Origin of the sequence: Halapricum desulfuricans, assembly GCF_017094465.1 — an archaeon.
Lineage (GTDB): Archaea > Halobacteriota > Halobacteria > Halobacteriales > Haloarculaceae > Halapricum.
In genome coordinates this window covers 701,970-717,660 of the sequence record NZ_CP064791.1, presented here as the reverse complement: position 1 = coordinate 717,660, position 15,691 = coordinate 701,970, and the positions used below count along the sequence as shown (strand labels likewise).

The 15,691-nt window shown below is 63.5% G+C and carries 20 protein-coding genes; 11 read left to right on the top strand and 9 right to left on the bottom strand.

Annotation, left to right across the window (positions count from 1 at the left end; genetic code table 11):
• Nucleotides 1-75 precede the first annotated feature (75 nt).
• Together HSEST_RS03710 and HSEST_RS03705 are read right to left on the bottom strand one after the other, a co-directional pair.
• Nucleotides 76-462 carry a hypothetical protein gene (locus tag HSEST_RS03710; RefSeq protein ID WP_229122229.1) on the bottom strand — a complete coding sequence of 129 codons (387 nt, stop codon included), beginning with the start codon at nt 460-462 and terminating at the stop codon, nt 76-78.
• Entirely contained in the window at nt 455-667 is a 213-nt protein-coding gene (locus HSEST_RS03705; protein WP_229122228.1) for a hypothetical protein, read from the bottom strand. The genes HSEST_RS03710 and HSEST_RS03705 overlap by 8 nt, the downstream gene beginning before the upstream one ends.
• A gap of 266 nt (nt 668-933) precedes the next feature.
• Here HSEST_RS03705 and HSEST_RS03700 point away from each other — a divergent pair, with 266 nt between their 5' ends.
• Genes HSEST_RS03700 through HSEST_RS03690 form a run of 3 tightly spaced genes read left to right on the top strand, consistent with a single transcriptional unit; the run spans nt 934 to nt 2,766 of the window.
• On the top strand, nt 934-1,776 hold the full coding sequence (locus HSEST_RS03700) for an SDR family NAD(P)-dependent oxidoreductase (protein WP_229122227.1): 843 nt from the start codon (nt 934-936) through the stop codon (nt 1,774-1,776).
• Complete coding sequence (locus tag HSEST_RS03695) at nt 1,776-2,480, top strand: acetoacetate decarboxylase family protein (RefSeq protein WP_229122226.1); 705 nt, start codon at nt 1,776-1,778, stop codon at nt 2,478-2,480. The genes HSEST_RS03700 and HSEST_RS03695 overlap by 1 nt, the downstream gene beginning before the upstream one ends.
• Nucleotides 2,481-2,520: 40 nt before the next feature.
• Complete coding sequence (locus tag HSEST_RS03690; RefSeq protein WP_229122225.1) at nt 2,521-2,766, top strand: hypothetical protein; 246 nt, start codon at nt 2,521-2,523, stop codon at nt 2,764-2,766.
• 72 nt (nt 2,767-2,838) lie between these two features.
• On the opposite strand, the gene HSEST_RS03685 is transcribed toward HSEST_RS03690, so the two are convergent.
• Nucleotides 2,839-3,345, bottom strand: coding sequence for a universal stress protein (locus HSEST_RS03685; protein ID WP_229122224.1), 507 nt, complete (start codon nt 3,343-3,345; stop codon nt 2,839-2,841).
• A gap of 185 nt (nt 3,346-3,530) precedes the next feature.
• Here HSEST_RS03685 and HSEST_RS03680 point away from each other — a divergent pair, with 185 nt between their 5' ends.
• Nucleotides 3,531-4,175 carry a phosphoribosyltransferase gene (locus HSEST_RS03680; RefSeq protein ID WP_229122223.1) on the top strand — a complete coding sequence of 215 codons (645 nt, stop codon included), beginning with the start codon at nt 3,531-3,533 and terminating at the stop codon, nt 4,173-4,175.
• Nucleotides 4,176-4,367: 192 nt separating this feature from the next.
• Here HSEST_RS03680 and proS read toward each other — a convergent pair whose 3' ends face one another.
• Nucleotides 4,368-5,819 carry a proline--tRNA ligase gene (gene proS / locus HSEST_RS03675; protein ID WP_229122222.1) on the bottom strand — a complete coding sequence of 484 codons (1,452 nt, stop codon included), beginning with the start codon at nt 5,817-5,819 and terminating at the stop codon, nt 4,368-4,370.
• A 165-nt stretch (nt 5,820-5,984) separates the two neighbouring features.
• Here proS and HSEST_RS03670 point away from each other — a divergent pair, with 165 nt between their 5' ends.
• From HSEST_RS03670 to idsA3, 3 genes are all read left to right on the top strand, one after another.
• The gene (locus tag HSEST_RS03670; RefSeq protein ID WP_229122221.1) at nt 5,985-6,656 is read left to right on the top strand and encodes a hypothetical protein; all 672 of its coding nucleotides are present in this window, start codon (nt 5,985-5,987) and stop codon (nt 6,654-6,656) included.
• Between the two features lie 261 nt (nt 6,657-6,917).
• Nucleotides 6,918-8,258 carry a ribonuclease J gene (locus HSEST_RS03665; protein ID WP_229122220.1) on the top strand — a complete coding sequence of 447 codons (1,341 nt, stop codon included), beginning with the start codon at nt 6,918-6,920 and terminating at the stop codon, nt 8,256-8,258.
• Between the two features lie 10 nt (nt 8,259-8,268).
• On the top strand, nt 8,269-9,312 hold the full coding sequence (gene idsA3 / locus HSEST_RS03660) for a geranylfarnesyl diphosphate synthase (RefSeq protein ID WP_229122965.1): 1,044 nt from the start codon (nt 8,269-8,271) through the stop codon (nt 9,310-9,312).
• On the opposite strand, the gene HSEST_RS03655 is transcribed toward idsA3, so the two are convergent.
• Nucleotides 9,313-9,483, bottom strand: coding sequence for a hypothetical protein (locus tag HSEST_RS03655; RefSeq protein WP_229122219.1), 171 nt, complete (start codon nt 9,481-9,483; stop codon nt 9,313-9,315).
• Nucleotides 9,484-9,624: 141 nt separating this feature from the next.
• Nucleotides 9,625-10,800, bottom strand: coding sequence for a M24 family metallopeptidase (locus HSEST_RS03650; protein ID WP_229122218.1), 1,176 nt, complete (start codon nt 10,798-10,800; stop codon nt 9,625-9,627).
• 101 nt (nt 10,801-10,901) lie between these two features.
• Between HSEST_RS03650 and HSEST_RS03645 the strand changes: the two genes are divergently transcribed.
• Complete coding sequence (locus HSEST_RS03645; protein ID WP_229122217.1) at nt 10,902-11,138, top strand: hypothetical protein; 237 nt, start codon at nt 10,902-10,904, stop codon at nt 11,136-11,138.
• A gap of 63 nt (nt 11,139-11,201) precedes the next feature.
• On the top strand, nt 11,202-11,486 hold the full coding sequence (locus HSEST_RS03640) for an amphi-Trp domain-containing protein (protein ID WP_229122216.1): 285 nt from the start codon (nt 11,202-11,204) through the stop codon (nt 11,484-11,486).
• A 41-nt stretch (nt 11,487-11,527) separates the two neighbouring features.
• Here the strand turns inward: HSEST_RS03640 and HSEST_RS03635 are convergent, their stop codons facing one another.
• Together HSEST_RS03635 and HSEST_RS03630 are read right to left on the bottom strand one after the other, a co-directional pair.
• Complete coding sequence (locus HSEST_RS03635; protein ID WP_229122215.1) at nt 11,528-12,133, bottom strand: TetR/AcrR family transcriptional regulator; 606 nt, start codon at nt 12,131-12,133, stop codon at nt 11,528-11,530.
• Between the two features lie 12 nt (nt 12,134-12,145).
• Nucleotides 12,146-13,039 carry an NAD(P)H-binding protein gene (locus HSEST_RS03630; RefSeq protein WP_229122214.1) on the bottom strand — a complete coding sequence of 298 codons (894 nt, stop codon included), beginning with the start codon at nt 13,037-13,039 and terminating at the stop codon, nt 12,146-12,148.
• A gap of 88 nt (nt 13,040-13,127) precedes the next feature.
• Between HSEST_RS03630 and HSEST_RS03625 the strand changes: the two genes are divergently transcribed.
• Both HSEST_RS03625 and HSEST_RS03620 read left to right on the top strand, forming a co-directional pair.
• Nucleotides 13,128-14,189, top strand: a complete 1,062-nt coding sequence (locus HSEST_RS03625; RefSeq protein WP_229122213.1) for an ATP-binding cassette domain-containing protein — start codon at nt 13,128-13,130, stop codon at nt 14,187-14,189.
• Nucleotides 14,186-15,037, top strand: coding sequence for an ABC transporter permease (locus HSEST_RS03620; RefSeq protein ID WP_229122212.1), 852 nt, complete (start codon nt 14,186-14,188; stop codon nt 15,035-15,037). Before HSEST_RS03625 ends, HSEST_RS03620 begins: the two co-directional genes overlap by 4 nt.
• A 12-nt stretch (nt 15,038-15,049) precedes the next feature.
• On the opposite strand, the gene HSEST_RS03615 is transcribed toward HSEST_RS03620, so the two are convergent.
• Entirely contained in the window at nt 15,050-15,598 is a 549-nt protein-coding gene (locus tag HSEST_RS03615; protein ID WP_229122211.1) for an NUDIX hydrolase, read from the bottom strand.
• Between the last annotated feature and the right edge of the window lie 93 nt (nt 15,599-15,691).

The window sequence follows — 15,691 nt, the reverse complement described above, 5'->3', positions numbered from 1 at the left end:
GAGTGAGGACCCTGCTGCAACGGGCAGGTCGAACTCGGTGTGGCTCGATAGGGACGGAGCAGCACGGAAACCAGGCTACCTGAGGAGTTGGCGAACCCAGCGAACTCCAGCGGCGAACTCCTGGCCCACAGCACCGGCGATGCCGGCGACCCGGACTTGTGCCGGGGCAAAACCCAGCCGCTGTGAGAGCGGGCCGGCGGTGGCGTCGGCTCCGATCGCCATTACCGTCCGTCTGCGTGATTGTACCTCGACCGTCAGGTCCGTCTCCACCAGCAGTTCGGTGAACTCTCCAATTCCTCCCGGTGGAAGGCCACGCAGGGCCGTATTGGCGGCACCCAGTGATGGAAAATTTACAAATAGTCGATCCCCGGTCGAGCTGACCTCGGCCCTGGTATCGTCGATCGTGAGTTCGAGATCCGTCTCGATTGCCAGCGGCGCTCGAGGTGCGGGCGTCTCAGTCACGCTCGCGGGTCGTGATTGTGACGGTCCCGTTGAGGCGCCAGGAAGCGTGGTCGCTGTCCTCCCCGAGGCCGCTGGGAACCGCGACTTCCATATCGTCGAAGTTGTAGGAAATCTCGGCGTTTCGACCGGTAAGCCGATCGTAGAGGCTCACCGCGAGATCCGGCCACGTGCTCGGTTCGTCTGCTTCGGATTGTACTGAATTCATGTTGGACTCTCTATGCTCATACAGGATGCCCACCCGTATGAACTGGTGGCATTTTCACACTGCAACGGTGTTTCGAACAACTGAGTGACTCACGGCGAACCAGACGGGACGCGTGCTGCATTCGCGCCCTACATCTTGCACGGCTCAAAAAATGTGGCTGCTATTCGACAGGTGAGGATCAGACCGGGATCCACAACTCCGCGGTTGAAGCATCACTATGCCAGGTGTCGGAACAGTTTCCTCGATCCTCTACGGAGTACGAGTCGATGAAGACGGCGCTCGTGACTGGCGCTGCCTCGGGAATCGGACGCGCCACCGCCGAGAGACTGGTCAACAATGGATGGCAGGTCTACGCCACCGATATCGACACTGACGGCCTCGAAACAATCAAGGGGTGTGTCACGGAGACAGTAGACGTCACCGACACAGACGACATCGAGCGACTCCGTGCACAGATCGCCGACGACGTCGGTGGGCTGGACTGCGTGGTCGCAAACGCAGGGCTTGCCCAACTCGGCCCTGTCGCCGATATGCCGAGCGAGCACCTCGAAGCCCAGTTCGACGTCAACGTCCACGGCGTCCACCGGACCGTGCGTGCAATGGTGCCGCTGCTGGTCGAGCGCGAGGGGACAGCCGTTATCGTGTCTAGCACACACGGCCGCATTACGACACCGGGGATGGGCGCGTACGCCGCCTCGAAACACGCACTCGAAGCGCTGGTAGAGACACTTCGGATGGAGATCGCCGACATCGGCGTCGATGTCGCTATAATCGAACCCGCCTGGGTCACCACTGCGTTCGCCGACACGGCTCAGCAGCGATTCCACAAGGCGGACCGTAGCGAGTACTTCAACGACGTGTACGACGCGATGGCCGAAGGGACACTCATCGGCGGACGCGGCCCGCTGGCAGTGACGCCAGAGCGGGTCGCCAAACAGATTCACGCCGTCGCGATGACGGAAGACCCTGCCCTACGCCATCCTGTCGGCTGGCCAGCCAGGCTGGTGCTGGCGACGCGCTGGCTTCCCCAGCCCGCGCAATCGCTCGGACACCGAACAGCTATCAAAGCGTTCGCTGCGTTCCACCGCCTCCGAACCCACTTCAAATGATGTCACAAGAAACCATTTCGACCGGACACACGTTTCAGCTGCCGGCGCAACTGTCGGCATCGATCGTCGGCGCTGTCTTCCCCGCAGATCGTGATGCTGTCGCGACGCTGCTGCCCGCAGGACTCGATCCGATTCGAGCGACACGAACACGGGCGGCACTGACAGTGCTGGCCGTCAGCTATGACCGCATCGGCGAAGACACGATCGATCCATACGACGAGGTCGGCGTGCTCCTCCCAGCGGTCGAGACAGGCACACGGACGTGGCCGTATCTGTCCGGACTTCGCCGCGGTGTCAGCGGCTATGTCTATACGCTCCCAGTTTTGACCGAACCCGCGCGAGCATTCGGCGTAGACATCTGGGGGTATCCGAAACTCGTCGCCGATATCGACCTGCGAGACAAGGGCCGCACACGGCACGCGACTGTCACCGCCGATGGACAACACGTCCTCGCCTTCGACGGATGGCGACCACCGACAATACCGGCCCGGCTGTCCGGCTACAATTATACCGTCAAAGACGATCAACTACTCCGAGAGCAGACACGACTATCCGGCACTGTCGGGATTTGGCCCCGAGGTCACGCTGAGCTTGCGTTCGGCGAACACCCGATCGGGAAGCGACTCGCCACCGTCACAATCGATGAACGACCGCTGTACACCGTTGCCGCCGACTGTGATTTCGAGATCGAGGCGGGTTCGTAATCCAGTCGCGGCACAAATACAGCCGGTAAGCCTGCTGGCCATGCTCGTCGAGACGTCGTTGCAGACAAACGCTGAGGCGTCGATAATTCGACACAGATTCCTCGAAGATATTAGAGAAGACGACGATCAATGGGAGCAATATGCTGGAGGGATAACCCCCAGTATAGAGCAAAATCCGTCAGAACCGGCGTCGGATTTCGTTGATGACAGCTGGGGGCAGATCAAGCGTCGCCAGCAGTTCACGGCGTTGGTCGGCACTGCCGTACCCGGCGACGAACTGCTGTGAGTAGCGAGAAGTGACAGCAGGCCAAAAACGAGGACACGATCTCGCAGCCGGCAGCTACAACGTGCCCTCACGCTACGACGACTGCTCCGCCCGGACCGTCACGACGGGAACGTCGGCCATCCGGACGACGTTCTCCGTGACACTGCCGAGCAGATATCGGTCCAGCCCGGTCCGGCCGTGGGTCCCCATCACGATCATGTCGGCGTTCTCCTCAGCGTAGTCCAGGATGGTCTCGTGGGGCGTTCCAGTCCGTACGGCGGTTTCCACGTCGACTCCCTCGAGCCGATCGGCAACCGTTTCCACGACCGTTTCACCATACTCCTGCTGGCGTGCGTGGAGCTCTTCGTGTGTCTCACGTTCGCCAACCATGCCGGACCCTTCGCCGTCAGGGTGTCCGATCATTCCAGGCGCATGTTCTTTATCCGGATCCTCACCGAGTCCAAGCCCTGGCTGGGACGTATCGAGGACGTACAGGACGTGGACCGTCGCGTCGTATTTGTCGGCCAGATCCCCAACGTGCTCGAGCGCCGCTGTCGCACCACCACTCCCGTCTGTCGGATACAAAATATCCTGGTACATGCTATCACCCCGGCCTCTCCGGGGTTGAAAAGACGCAGTCCAAAGACATAAAGTAACGTGATAGTTCAACTAACTGGGAACGGAGGGGATCGGTCCGGGTCCACTGGACGTTCGAGTCGGCGTAAATCGCCTATGGATGAGGTTGCAATATAAGTTGCTATAAGAACACGTTCTAGACGAGGGCAATGGTGGGATCTAATCGATTCGCAAACCGGACGGCAGCGGGGGAACAACTCGCCGAGGAACTCGAGGAGCGAGAGATAGATCCGGACATCGTTCTCGCCATTCCACGGGGTGGGCTGCCGCTCGGGCGAGCGGTGGCCGACGAGCTCGATGCACCGCTTGACATCGTCGTCGCCAAGAAAGTCGGTGCGCCGGGAAATCCCGAGTACGCTATCGGTGCCGTCGCGGCCGACGGAAGCGCCTGGCGAAATCTGGAGGCGTTCCGGAGACGCGGGGTCGACGAGGAGTACTTCGAGCGTAAGAGCGAGGAGAAGGCAGTTGAGGCACAGGAAAAGGCCGAGCGCTACCGTGTTGGGAGAGCCGAGCCCGATGTGACAGCCAAGACGGTCGTCGTCGTAGACGACGGTGTGGCCACGGGGTCGACAGCCAGAGCGTGTCTGGAGTCACTCGATAAATCCGGCGCCGGCCATATCGTTCTGGCAGTGCCGGTCGGGCCGCCGGAGTCGATCGACGAACTCGCGGCGATAGCCGACGAGGTCGTCTGTCTCTCGACGCCGAGCGTCTTCAGAGGCGTGGGGCAGTTCTACGACGACTTCGGTCAGGTTTCGGACGAAGAGGCGATGACGTATTTGTCGGACGAGCCCTGATCAGTACGTCTTCGCGAAGTACGCCGTCTCCTCGGCCGCTTCACCGCAAATCGCGCACTCCGACCGTTTCCTCCTCGGGTTCCTCGCGGGGCACCCGCTGCGGAACCACTCGTCGCAAAACGTCGATGAAAAGCCCCGCGACTCGCAAGGCTCGTCGCGGTGAAACTGCGCTCCCGTCGGTCGCGCAGTACGCTAGTACGTCTTCGCGAAGTACGCCGTCTCCTCGGCCGCTTCACCGCAGATCGCGCATTCGTCGTGGATCGGCGCTTCGTCTTCCTCCAGTGGGACCATCACGATCTCGGCGGCGATGGCGTCTTTGATCGGCTCCTCGCAGTCCTCGTCACCACACCAGCCACACTTGACGTACCCGCCGTGCTGGCCGATGGTGCCGAGTATCTCCTCGCGGCTCTCGGCCTCGCGGATCTCCCCTTCGAGGGTCTGCTCGGCCTCGGCGTACAGCTTGGCGTAGATCGTATCGAGGTGCTCCTCGACGGTCTCGCTGATCCCCTCGCGGTCGACGGTCGCCTCCTCGCCGTCGGGGCGGTGGACCAACGTCAGTTCCTCGTCTTCGACCTCGTAGGATCCGATCTCGATCCGCAGCGGGACGCCGTTGAGTTCGTGTTCGTTGTACTTGAAGCCGGGATTGCGGTTGTCCCGGTCGTCGAGTTCGACCCGAACGCCGGCATCTTCCAGATCGACGGCCACGTCGGCGGCGTACTCGAGCACTTCGTCCTTGCTGTCCTCGTCCCAGATGGGGACGATCACGACCTGCGTGGGTGCGAGCGTGGGCGGCAGCACGAGCCCCTGGTCGTCGCTGTGAGTCATGAACAGCGCCCCGAGCGCTCGCCAGGACAGCCCCCAGGAGGTCGTATGCGCCAGCTGCTCGTCCTCGTCCTCGTCGACGTAGGTCACGTCGTAGGCCTCCGCGAAGGAGGTCCCGAGGTAGTGGGAGGTGGCGGCCTGGACGGACTTGCCGTCGGGCATCAGCGTCTCGACGGTCGTCGTCGTATCGGCCCCGGGGAACTTGTCGTGGTCGGGCTTGCGACCGGTGAGTGCGGGCATCGCGAGCACGTCCTCGTAGAGACGCTCGTACTGCCCCAGCCGGGTCATCGTCTCCTCGTAGGCGTCCGCTTCGTCGTGGTGGGCGGTGTGGCCCTCCTGCCAGAGGAACTCCTTGGTCCGGAAGAACGGCTTGGTCTCGGTGGCCTCCCACCGGACGACCGAACACCACTGGTTGACCCGCATCGGCAGGTCCCGGTGGCTGCGCACCCACTGGGCGATGAAGGGCGTGATGATGCTCTCGCTGGTCGGGCGGACGGCCAGTCGCTCTTCGAGTTCGTCGTAGCCGCCGTGGGTCACCCAGGCGACCTCGGGGTCGAACCCCTCGACGACGTCTTTCTCCTTTTCGAGGTAGGACTCGGGGATGAACATCGGGAAGTAGGCGTTCTGGACGCCCGTATCCTTGAACCACGCGTCGAGGTAGTTCTGCAGGCGCTCCCAGATGGCGTATCCCCGTGGCCGGGTGACGATGAACCCGCCCATCGGCGCGTAATCGGCCAGGCCCGCCTTCTGGACCAGTTCCGCGTACCACTCGCCAGTTTCGTGCTCTTTGCTCGTCGTGATACCGAGTTCTTGGTCTGACATAGTTTCGAGTATGCGATGGTCCGGTAGTCGCGTCGATGCGACCGAATCGCTCGTCGTTGTTCGGCACGTCGCCGAGCGCACCCCTAAACGTATCGAAAGGCTGGGAACGTGTGTCAGTGCATAGCGACCACAAGGCACTTTTCGGTCACTTGCGAGGGGAGACGTATGGTCGCCCGTTCCGCGCGAGACGTGTTCGGTTACGGCGTTCGATTGTTCGGCTACCTCCTCGTATCGGTCCTCCTCGGTGGGGCGTTGATCGCCGGCGGTATCGGAACGATCGTGACACTCGATCCCGGTGTCGTCTTCGGGAGCCAGTCACCGAGCAGTTACGCGCCGGTCGCAGCCGGAGGCGCACTCGCGGTGATCGGCGGTCTCGTCCTCCTCGCGGGCGTGTTCGCGACGGTGTTCGCACTGATCTCGGACGCGGTCGCGGCCGGACTCGAAACCGCCGAGACGACCGACACACGGACAGAGACGGGGGCCGCGGACGACAGCGAGGGATCGCCACATGCCGAGCCGGCAGGCGAGTCCGATACGGATACCGACGACGGGTCGCCGCACGGGCCACAGGCCGAACGCGAGCCCTCGCCGGAGGATCCGTTCGGCGAACGCGAGGGTGACCCACTCGCCGGGGGCGGAACCGGCGATCCACTCGCGGGCGGGCCAGAAGCTGACGGCCCACAGACGGACAGAGAGAAATCTGACGATCCACTGGCGAGCGGGGACGGGTCACGTGCGGATGTGCCGGACGAGCCGAAGACGGAATCAAGAAGCGACGAAGCGGCCTGGAAACGGGAGATCCAGTCCGAACTGGACGACGAACCGACGAGCGAGTAGTCCGGGTGTCGGCGGCGACCCGCACTGTTTTTAACGGCAGGCGCACAAGAGAGTGATAACCGAGCAGACGGCCGCACGAGTTGCGGCCGAGGGACGCGTCGAAGCGTCGTGCGGAGACGATCCGGTTCGGCGGCGACGGCCCGCCCGGGCACGCCCATCCGAACCCCGCCGGTCATCAACGCGAGCGAAGGCAGACGACAACGCTCCAGTGGCCGTGTCGGTCCTCAGGCCTCTCTCGTGGCCGTTCTCGGAGGGTAAACTATGGAAATCGAAATCGCAACAATCGGCGGCTACGAGGAAGTCGGCCGCCAAATGACCGCTGTTCGCGCCGGAGACGACGTCGTCGTATTCGACATGGGGCTGAACCTCTCGAAGGTCCTCATCCACGACAACGTCGAAACCGAGCGGATGCACAGTCTCGACCTGATCGACATGGGCGCGATCCCGGACGACCGGGTGATGTCCGAACTCGAAGGCGACGTGAAGGCCATCGTGCCGACCCACGGTCACCTCGACCACATCGGTGCTATCTCGAAGCTAGCGCATCGATACGACGCGCCGATCGTCGCGACACCGTTCACGATCGAACTGGTCAAACAGCAGATCAAAAGCGAGGAGAAGTTCGGCGTCCAGAACGATCTGGTGAAGATGGAGGCCGGCGGGACGATGGCCATCGGCGACGAGAACGAACTCGAGTTCGTCAACGTCACCCACTCGATCATCGACGCCATCAACCCGGTTCTGCACACGCCCGAAGGCGCGATCGTCTACGGGCTGGACAAACGCATGGACCACGACCCAGTACTGGGCGACCCGATCGACATGGAGCGGTTCCGCGAGATCGGCCGCGAGGGCGTCCTCTGTTACATCGAGGACTGTACCAACGCCGGCAAGAAAGGGCGCACGCCATCCGAATCGGTCGCTCGACGCCACCTCAAGGACGCCATGCACAGCATGGAAGACTACGACGGCGGGATCGTCGCGACGACGTTCAGTTCCCACATCGCGCGCGTCAAGTCGCTCGTGGAGTTCGCCGACGACATCGGCCGCCAGCCGGTCCTTCTGGGACGCTCGATGGAGAAGTACTCCGGTACTGCAGAGCGACTGGACTTCGTGGACTTCCCCGACGATCTGGGGATGTACGGCCACCGCAAGTCGGTCGACCGGACCTTCAAGCGGATCATGAACGAGGGCAAGGAGAACTTCCTGCCGATCGTCACCGGCCACCAGGGCGAGCCGCGCGCGATGCTCACCCGCATGGGCCGCGGCGAGACGCCCTACGAACTAGAGGAGGGGGACAAAGTCATCTTCTCGGCTCGTGTGATCCCGGAGCCGACCAACGAGGGGCAGCGCTACCAGTCCGAGAAGCTGCTGCGGATGCAGGGCGCGCGCATCTACGACGAGATCCACGTCTCGGGACACCTCCGTGAGGAGGGTCACTACGAGATGCTGGACGCGCTCCAGCCCGAGAACGTCATTCCGGCCCACCAGGACATGAAAGGGTTCGCTCCGTACGTCGATCTGGCCGAGCAGTTCGGACTCGAGGTCGGCGAGACGCTGCACGTCACGCGCAACGGGAAACTGATCCAGCTGGTCGAGTGAGATGACCGAAATGACCGAGGGCACCGACACTGCACAGGCGGTCACGCAGGCGATCACAGCCAGACGCGAACTCGTCAACGAGGCGATCCCCCAGGAGCTGCCGATTCAAGAGCCAGAACGGCTCTACGAGGCCTCGCGGTACCTGCTCGATGCCGGCGGGAAGCGGCTGCGGCCGACAGTGCTGTTGCTCGCGGCGGAAGCGATCGCCGACGTACCGCCGCTGAGCGAGGACTACCGGGAGTTTCCCGCACCGGAGCGGACAGTGGACATGATGGCCGCAGCGGTCAGCATCGAGACGATACAGTCGTTCACGCTGATCCACGACGACATCATGGACGACGACGACATGCGTCGTGGCGTCCCGTCAGTTCACCGGGAGTTCGACCTCTCGACGGCGATTCTCGCCGGCGACACTCTCTACGCGAAGGCCTTCGAGCAGATGCTCGAGACGGGCGCCGACTCCGAGCGGTCGGTGCGAGCGCTGTCGGAGCTGGCGACGACGTGCACGAAGATCTGCGAGGGCCAGTCCTGTGACATCGCCTTCGAGAGCCGGACCGACGTGACGACCGACGAGTACCTCGAGATGGTCGAGTTGAAGACCGCCGTGTTGTACGCGGCCGCGGCGTCGATTCCGGCGATCTTGCTCGGCGAAGACGAGGCGGTCGGTCCGCTCTATCAGTACGGACTCAACGTCGGCCGGGCCTTCCAGATCCAGGACGATCTGCTGGATCTGACGATTCCCTCCGAGCAACTGGGGAAACAGCGCGGCTCGGATCTCGTCGAGAACAAACAGACGATCATCACGCTCCACGCCCGCCAGCAGGGCGTCGACGTCGATAGCCTCGTCCCGGAAGACGACGTCGAGGCCGTCGAGGAGGAAACTATCGAGGAGGCCGTCGAGCGCCTCGAAGCGGCCGGCAGCATCGAGTTCGCCCGTGAGTTAGCTCACGATCTGATCCGCGAGGGCAAAGAGCATCTGCGAGTGTTGCCCGACAACGAGGCCCGCGACCGTCTGGACGACATCGCGGACTTCCTTGTTGAACGGGAATACTAGCTACCGCTCCTGCAGGGTGGCCTCCGTCTCGAACATCGGCGGGAGTTCGCCAGTCTGTGTCGGCTCGAACGTCCGCGGTGCTGTGCGTGACGCTGGACGACGCATCGTCGGTGTCGGCTCGGTCGGAGTTGGTTCGGTTCGGTGCTGGGGTGGCTGTGGATTCGTACTCATTGTGACGTGGTGTGACGCGCGGATTCGACTGCGATACTGGCCGATCAAACAGAACGTGCACCACGTACGAGAAGCGCCAACATCGTATCACCCACAATGAGATGATACGTTATAAATATAATGGTCTTTTACTAACTTCACCTACTCGATTCGGAGCGACACGGAATAGTCGGTGAGGTTTTCGTAGCCGTCTTCGGTGACGACGACCAGGTCCTCGATGCGAACGCCGCCGATCTCGGGATCGTACAGACCGGGTTCGATCGTGATGACGTGCCCCGGTTCGAGTTCCGAGCCACCCGGGGCCACGCTCGGGAGTTCGTGGACGTCAAGCCCGACGCCGTGACCCGTGCTGTGGATGAACCCCGTCTCGGTGCTGGGCTCGCTTCGCAGGGTCGGCTCGCCGGCGTCCTCGTAGACATCACAGGCCGCGTCGTGGACGTCCGAACCCGTCACGCCCGGCTCGACCGCCGCCAGCGCGGCCCGGTAGGCTCGCTCGGTCAGATCGTACCACTCCCGGACTCGATCGTCGGGCTCGCCGACACAGAACGTCCGGGTCATATCGCCGTGGTACTTTGTGGCCTTGTCCTGCGGAAAGATGTCGACGATGATCGGCTCACCAGGCTCGAGGGGACCGCTCCCGCGGTCGTGAGGATCGGCGGCGTCGGCCCCGCAGGCGACGATCGTCTCGTCGAGCGCGCAGCCGTGGCGCAGAAGTGTGACTTCGATCTCCTCCTTGACTCGCTCGCTGGTCAAGGTCTCGCCGTCGACGAACAGCCGGTCGCCGTCGATCTCCGCTCGATCGAGGAGGTCCTCGGCGGCCGCCATCGCGGCCTCGTTGGCCCGCTGGGCCGCCCGGACGTGTTCGATCTCCTCGTCGGTCTTGCGCGCGCGGATATCAGTGACCGCTTCGCCGTCGTCGACGACGACTTCGATTCCCTGATCGCGGAGTCCGTCGGCAGTCGACAGCGGGAACCGTGACGGAACGGCGACCGAATCGATACCATAGGCGTCCAGAAACGCCGCGCGGCTCCGATGAGCAGCTTCGGTTCGGTCGTGATCCTCGAGGTAGTCGTCGTATCCGTAGTCGGTGAAGCGTTCGACGGTTTCGGCGCGGCTCTCGCGTTTCGCGCGGCCGAACTCCAGGCTCCGAACGAACAGCAGCCGAACCGAACCGTCATACAGCGTGAGGAAGGGGTCGGGCGCGTCGAACCCGGAGAGGTAGTACTGATCGGCGTCCGTCGAGTCGGCGTCGATCAGGTAGCCGTCGACGTCCAGCGTTGCGAGCGTCTCGTCCAGTCGCGAGAGATCGGGATCCATACATCCGGATGGGAGCGACGCGAGTAAAGGACTACCGACGACCGCCAGCCCCAAACGGTAACCGTCGGCCGTGCGTCGATGGACGTGAGGTAACAGTACTAATGGGTTTTCTCGATTCGTTCGGCGTGTTAGTCAGTAGTGTTATCGCGGCGCTCGTCATGCTGTTGTTCGCCGTGCTCAGTTTCTTCGTGACGGTGTTCATCGTCGAGGCCGGCGCGGGGATCGCCGGCTATTCGCCCAGCGGGGACTTCGTCGTGCTGTCAGCGGCGCTGTTGGCGACGGGCGCGATCGTCGCCGGCGCGACGCCGATGTCGAGTCTCGGAAACGTCGAAGCGTAGCTCTGTTCTACAGGGCTGGGTCGAGGGGCGTGTTTTTACCTACGGGACAGCGGACGGTCTATCATGCCAGAGGAAGTGCTGTTCAAATCCGAGAGCGACCAGAGCCGAGCGGAAATCGCGTCCTACCTCCGGACCGTGGCGGAGAACCTCGAAAGCGGGAGCGAGATCAACCTGAAATCCGGCGGCGAATCCGTGACGCTCGACCCTCCAGCCCGGCCGACCTTCGAGGTCAAGGCCGAGCGCGAGGGACCGACGGATCGCCCAGGCGAGTTGAGCATCGAGTTCGAACTCGAATGGGACGAAGACGGCGGCGAGAGTGGTGAGAGCGGGCAGCTAGAGATCGAGTGAGCCAGTGCGGGGCCGGGACCGCGATCAGTCCTGTCTCGTCGTCAATCCGCCAGCAGCCGCGCCTCGACGTAGGCGTCGAGTTCAGCACGGACGTCTTCCACGCGCGGATCGTCGTTCGTGACCCGTTCGGCCATGATCCCACCCGCGAGCATGTGGATCGTCGTCGCGACCTGTTCGGGGTCGACATCGCGAAAAACACCATCCTCGATGCCCTCAGCGATGATATCGGCGAGCCACCCCCGGAAGAGCCGGTCGCTTCGCGTGAATTGCTCGCGGTAGCGTTCGTCGTGGGCCGCCTGCGCGCGGAGTTCGACCAGTCCGCGAATGAATCCGAGGTCCTCCTCGGCGAGTTCGGGCGCCGCAGCGGCGTCGAGCCATCGATCGAGCCGCTCGCGGGCGTCGTCAGACGGTTCGTGGTCGATCGTGGCCTCGCGGTTGTCGATCATCCGCGAGAGGAAATCCAACAGGAGCTCGTCCTTGCCGTCGTAGTGGTGATAGAGCAGCGACTTGCTCTTGGGAAAGAACTCGTCGATTCGGTCGATCGTCAGTCCGGCGTAGCCGTACTCGACGAGCGCGTCGAACGTCGCCCGCATGATCGCAGTCTGGGTGTCTTCGGCATCCTCGGCGAACGGGTTTCCGGCCGACATGGCTGTACGTTCTCACTCACTCCCGTTAAGACTGTTATTTTCCGGTTCGTCCGCACTCGGGTCGAACGCTGTGACGTTCCGTTTGGCCCACTCGCGGAACGACATCGTCGGTCGACCCAGTACCCGCTTGACGTCGTCACTGACCCGCCCTGCGAGGCCGAGACGGGCGGTCGTGTACAGCGCCGCCATCACAAGCAGGAACGACCAGTCGCGGCCGAGTCGGCGTGAGTGCCGGACGAACCGGGCGAGCGATGGAGCCTCGTAGGTGACGGATCGATCGAGGGCGTCCGACAGCGTGTGGGCCACGTCGTAGTAGGTCACTGCTTCCGGCCCCGTCACGTCGTAGGCGCGATACTCGTGGCCGGATTCGGTCAGCGCCGCGACCGCCATAGCGGCGACGTCGTCTGCAGCGACGAAACTGGTCTCGCCGTCACCTGCCGGGACGACGATCTCGCCGTGCTCCGTGATCTCCCGTCGGTGAACCGCAAGCAGGTTTTCCATGAAAAACGACGCCCGCAGGAACGTCCAGGTTGCATCACTGTCCCGGAGGTGTTTTTCGATCCTCCGGTGGGGCAACAGCGGGTTCTGCTCCGCGCCCAGCACCGACAGCAGGACGATTCGTTCGACGCCGACCCGCGCGCCAGCGTCGATCGCCGGGAGCATCGAGTCGCCGACCCGGGCGATAGCGGGCGGTCTGACGAGGAACATCGCATCGACGCCTCCAAAGGCCGCCCCCCACGTTTCGGGCTTTTCGAAGTCGAACGCGACCGGCTCGACATCGCCCTGAAACTGCTCGTCGGCGGGATCGCGCGTGGCCGCTCTGACCGTGACGTCTCGGTCTGTGAGTCTGTCCACGACCCGGGAGCCGACCGTCCCTGTCGCCCCCGTGACGAGCACTGTGTCCATACGGGAGGAATGTGTTTCCATCCGTATAACGGTGCTGAATGAATATTCAATCAACGCGTTTATGTTCGACGGCGACATGTCGTCGTATATGACAGACACAGACGGGACTGCACAGGGGGACCACGCCATCGAGACGGACGGGCTGGAGGTGACCTACAGCGACGGGACCGAAGCGGTACGCGGCGTGTCGCTATCGATCCCTCGGGGGGAGTTCTTCGGATTTCTGGGCCCGAACGGAGCGGGGAAGACGACGACGATCAAGACCCTGGCGACGCTACTGCGGCCGACGGCCGGATCGGTTCGAGTCAACGGGTTCGACGTCGAGAGCGAGCCACGGAAGATCCGGGAGTCGATCGGGTACATGGCCCAGGAGACCAGCGTCATCACGGAGATGACGGCCCGCGAGAACTTGCGATTCGCCTGTGACGCCTACGGCGTGCCCAAACGCGATCGGAGCGGCCGTATCGAGGAGTTGCTCGATCTGGTCGATCTGGCCGACGTCGCGGACAAACGGGCCGAAGGGTTCTCCGGTGGGATGAAAAAACGCCTCGACGCCGCGATGGCGCTGGTCCATCGGCCGCCGCTGGTTTTCCTGGACGAACCGACGACGGGGCTGGATCCGAAGGCCAGGAACCGCCTGTGGGAGTACTTCGAGGCGATCAACGACGACGGGACGACGATCTTTCTGACGACCCAGTACCTCGAAGAGGCCGACTATCTCTGTGATCGGCTCTCGGTCATTCTCGACGGCGAGATCGTCGCGGAGGGGTCACCCGCGGACCTCAAGCGCGAGGTCGGCGGCGAGATCCTCGACATCGAACTCGAAGACGGCGCGGACGCACGCGAGCGGGCCGCTGACATCGTCCGCGAAGACGGCCTGTTTTCGGACGATCCGACCGTCGACGCTACCGACAGCGGGATTTCGGTCACCTCGCGGGACGCGCGCCAGCGCGGGCCCGACCTGCTCGTCGCGCTCCGTGACGCCGGGATCGCCGTCACCGGGTTCAACGTCCGCTCGCCGACCCTCGATGACGTGTTCCTCGCGATCACCGGCGAGCACATCGAGGACGACCTGCCCGACGAACCGGGAGCGGAGCAGGCGACGGGAGAAACTCCCGCGGCTGCCGCGGCCGACGGGGGTGAACGATGAGCTCGGAGACGGACGGAGTCGCCCGGACCTCGAACACGTTCGCCAGCGACGTCTGGACGAACTTCATGCGCTGGAACATCAACGCCGTGCGCAATCCGTTCGTGGTGATCTCCTCGCTGCTGCAGCCGATCATCTTCCTGTTTCTGTTCACGCAGGTGTTCGGCAACGTCGCCGGTCAGGCGCTCTCCGGCCCGATAAGCTACGAGACCTACCTCGTGCCGGCGATCGTCATCCAGATTGCGCTGATCGTCGCCTCCTCGTCGGGGATCGGGCTGGTCGACGACATCGAGAGTGGCGTCTTCCAGAAGACGCTGGTCACGCCGATGAGCCGGACGGCGATCTTCCTGGGAAAGACCCTGTCAGAACTGGTTCGGATCGTCGTCCAGATCGTCATCGTGCTGGCGCTGGGCGTGCTCCTGGGTGCGGAGATCAAGTCGGGACTGACCGGCGCGCTGGCGATAATCGGCGTTGCGGTCCTGTTCTCGCTGTGGTTCCTGGCGTTCTCGAACGTCGTCGCGCTCGCCACGCGGGACCAGGAATCGACCATCATCGCCGCGAACATGATCCAACTCCCGCTGCTGTTCGTCTCCAGCGCCTTTCTGCCGGTGAACTCGATGCCGGACTGGATCCAGGTCGTCGCGACGTACAACCCGATCACCTACGGCGTCGACGCCGCACGCGCGATCATGGTCAACGCTGACGTTATGGAGGTCTGGAACGTCACTGCCTTCGGTGGGATCTGGAACACGCTCGTCCCCGCGATCGGCGTGCTGGTCGCGCTCGATCTGGTCTTCGGCGCGATCGCCGTCTACACCATCACGCGAGCGACCAGCGCCGACGTACAGTAACGCATCCTGAGGTCACGCCTCGAACGCGTGATAATAGAGGATGCCCAGGGCTGCACGTCCGTCCCGCAGTTCCCCCTCCCGGACGGCGCTCAGGAGTTTCTCGAAAGTCGTCGTCGAGACGGCGATGGTCTCGTCGTGATCGAGGTCCTGCTCGGCAGTGGGCGTACAGCCGTCGGCGAGGAAGTAATGGAAGACCGTGTCGGCGAAGCCGTTCGTCGGCTCGACGGTCGTGAGATGCTCGACTCGCTGTGCCTCGTAGCCGGTCTCCTCGGCGAGTTCGCGTTCGACAGCGGCCGCTGGCTCCGAATCGTCCGGTTCCAGGCCGCCGGCCGGCAGTCCGTAGTTGATCCGCCGAACGGGCTCGCGCCACTCCTCGATGACGACGACCTCGTCGTCGGTCGTGACGGGGAGAATAACGACGCTGTCGCCCTCGGCGACGTAATCGAAGTCCGTCTCGGTACCGTCGGGCAGCTGGACGGTCTCGTTGATCACGTCGAATCCCGGGCAGGTGTAGACGGTCTCGGATTCGAGACGGTTCCACGCTAGATCACGATCGGTCATACCTTCACTGTCGGCCCGGACGGCAAACTGGTTGTGGATCGGGCCGGCGGGACCCCGCGATCCGAACCCGGGAGCGTTTTGACCCGCGGCCCG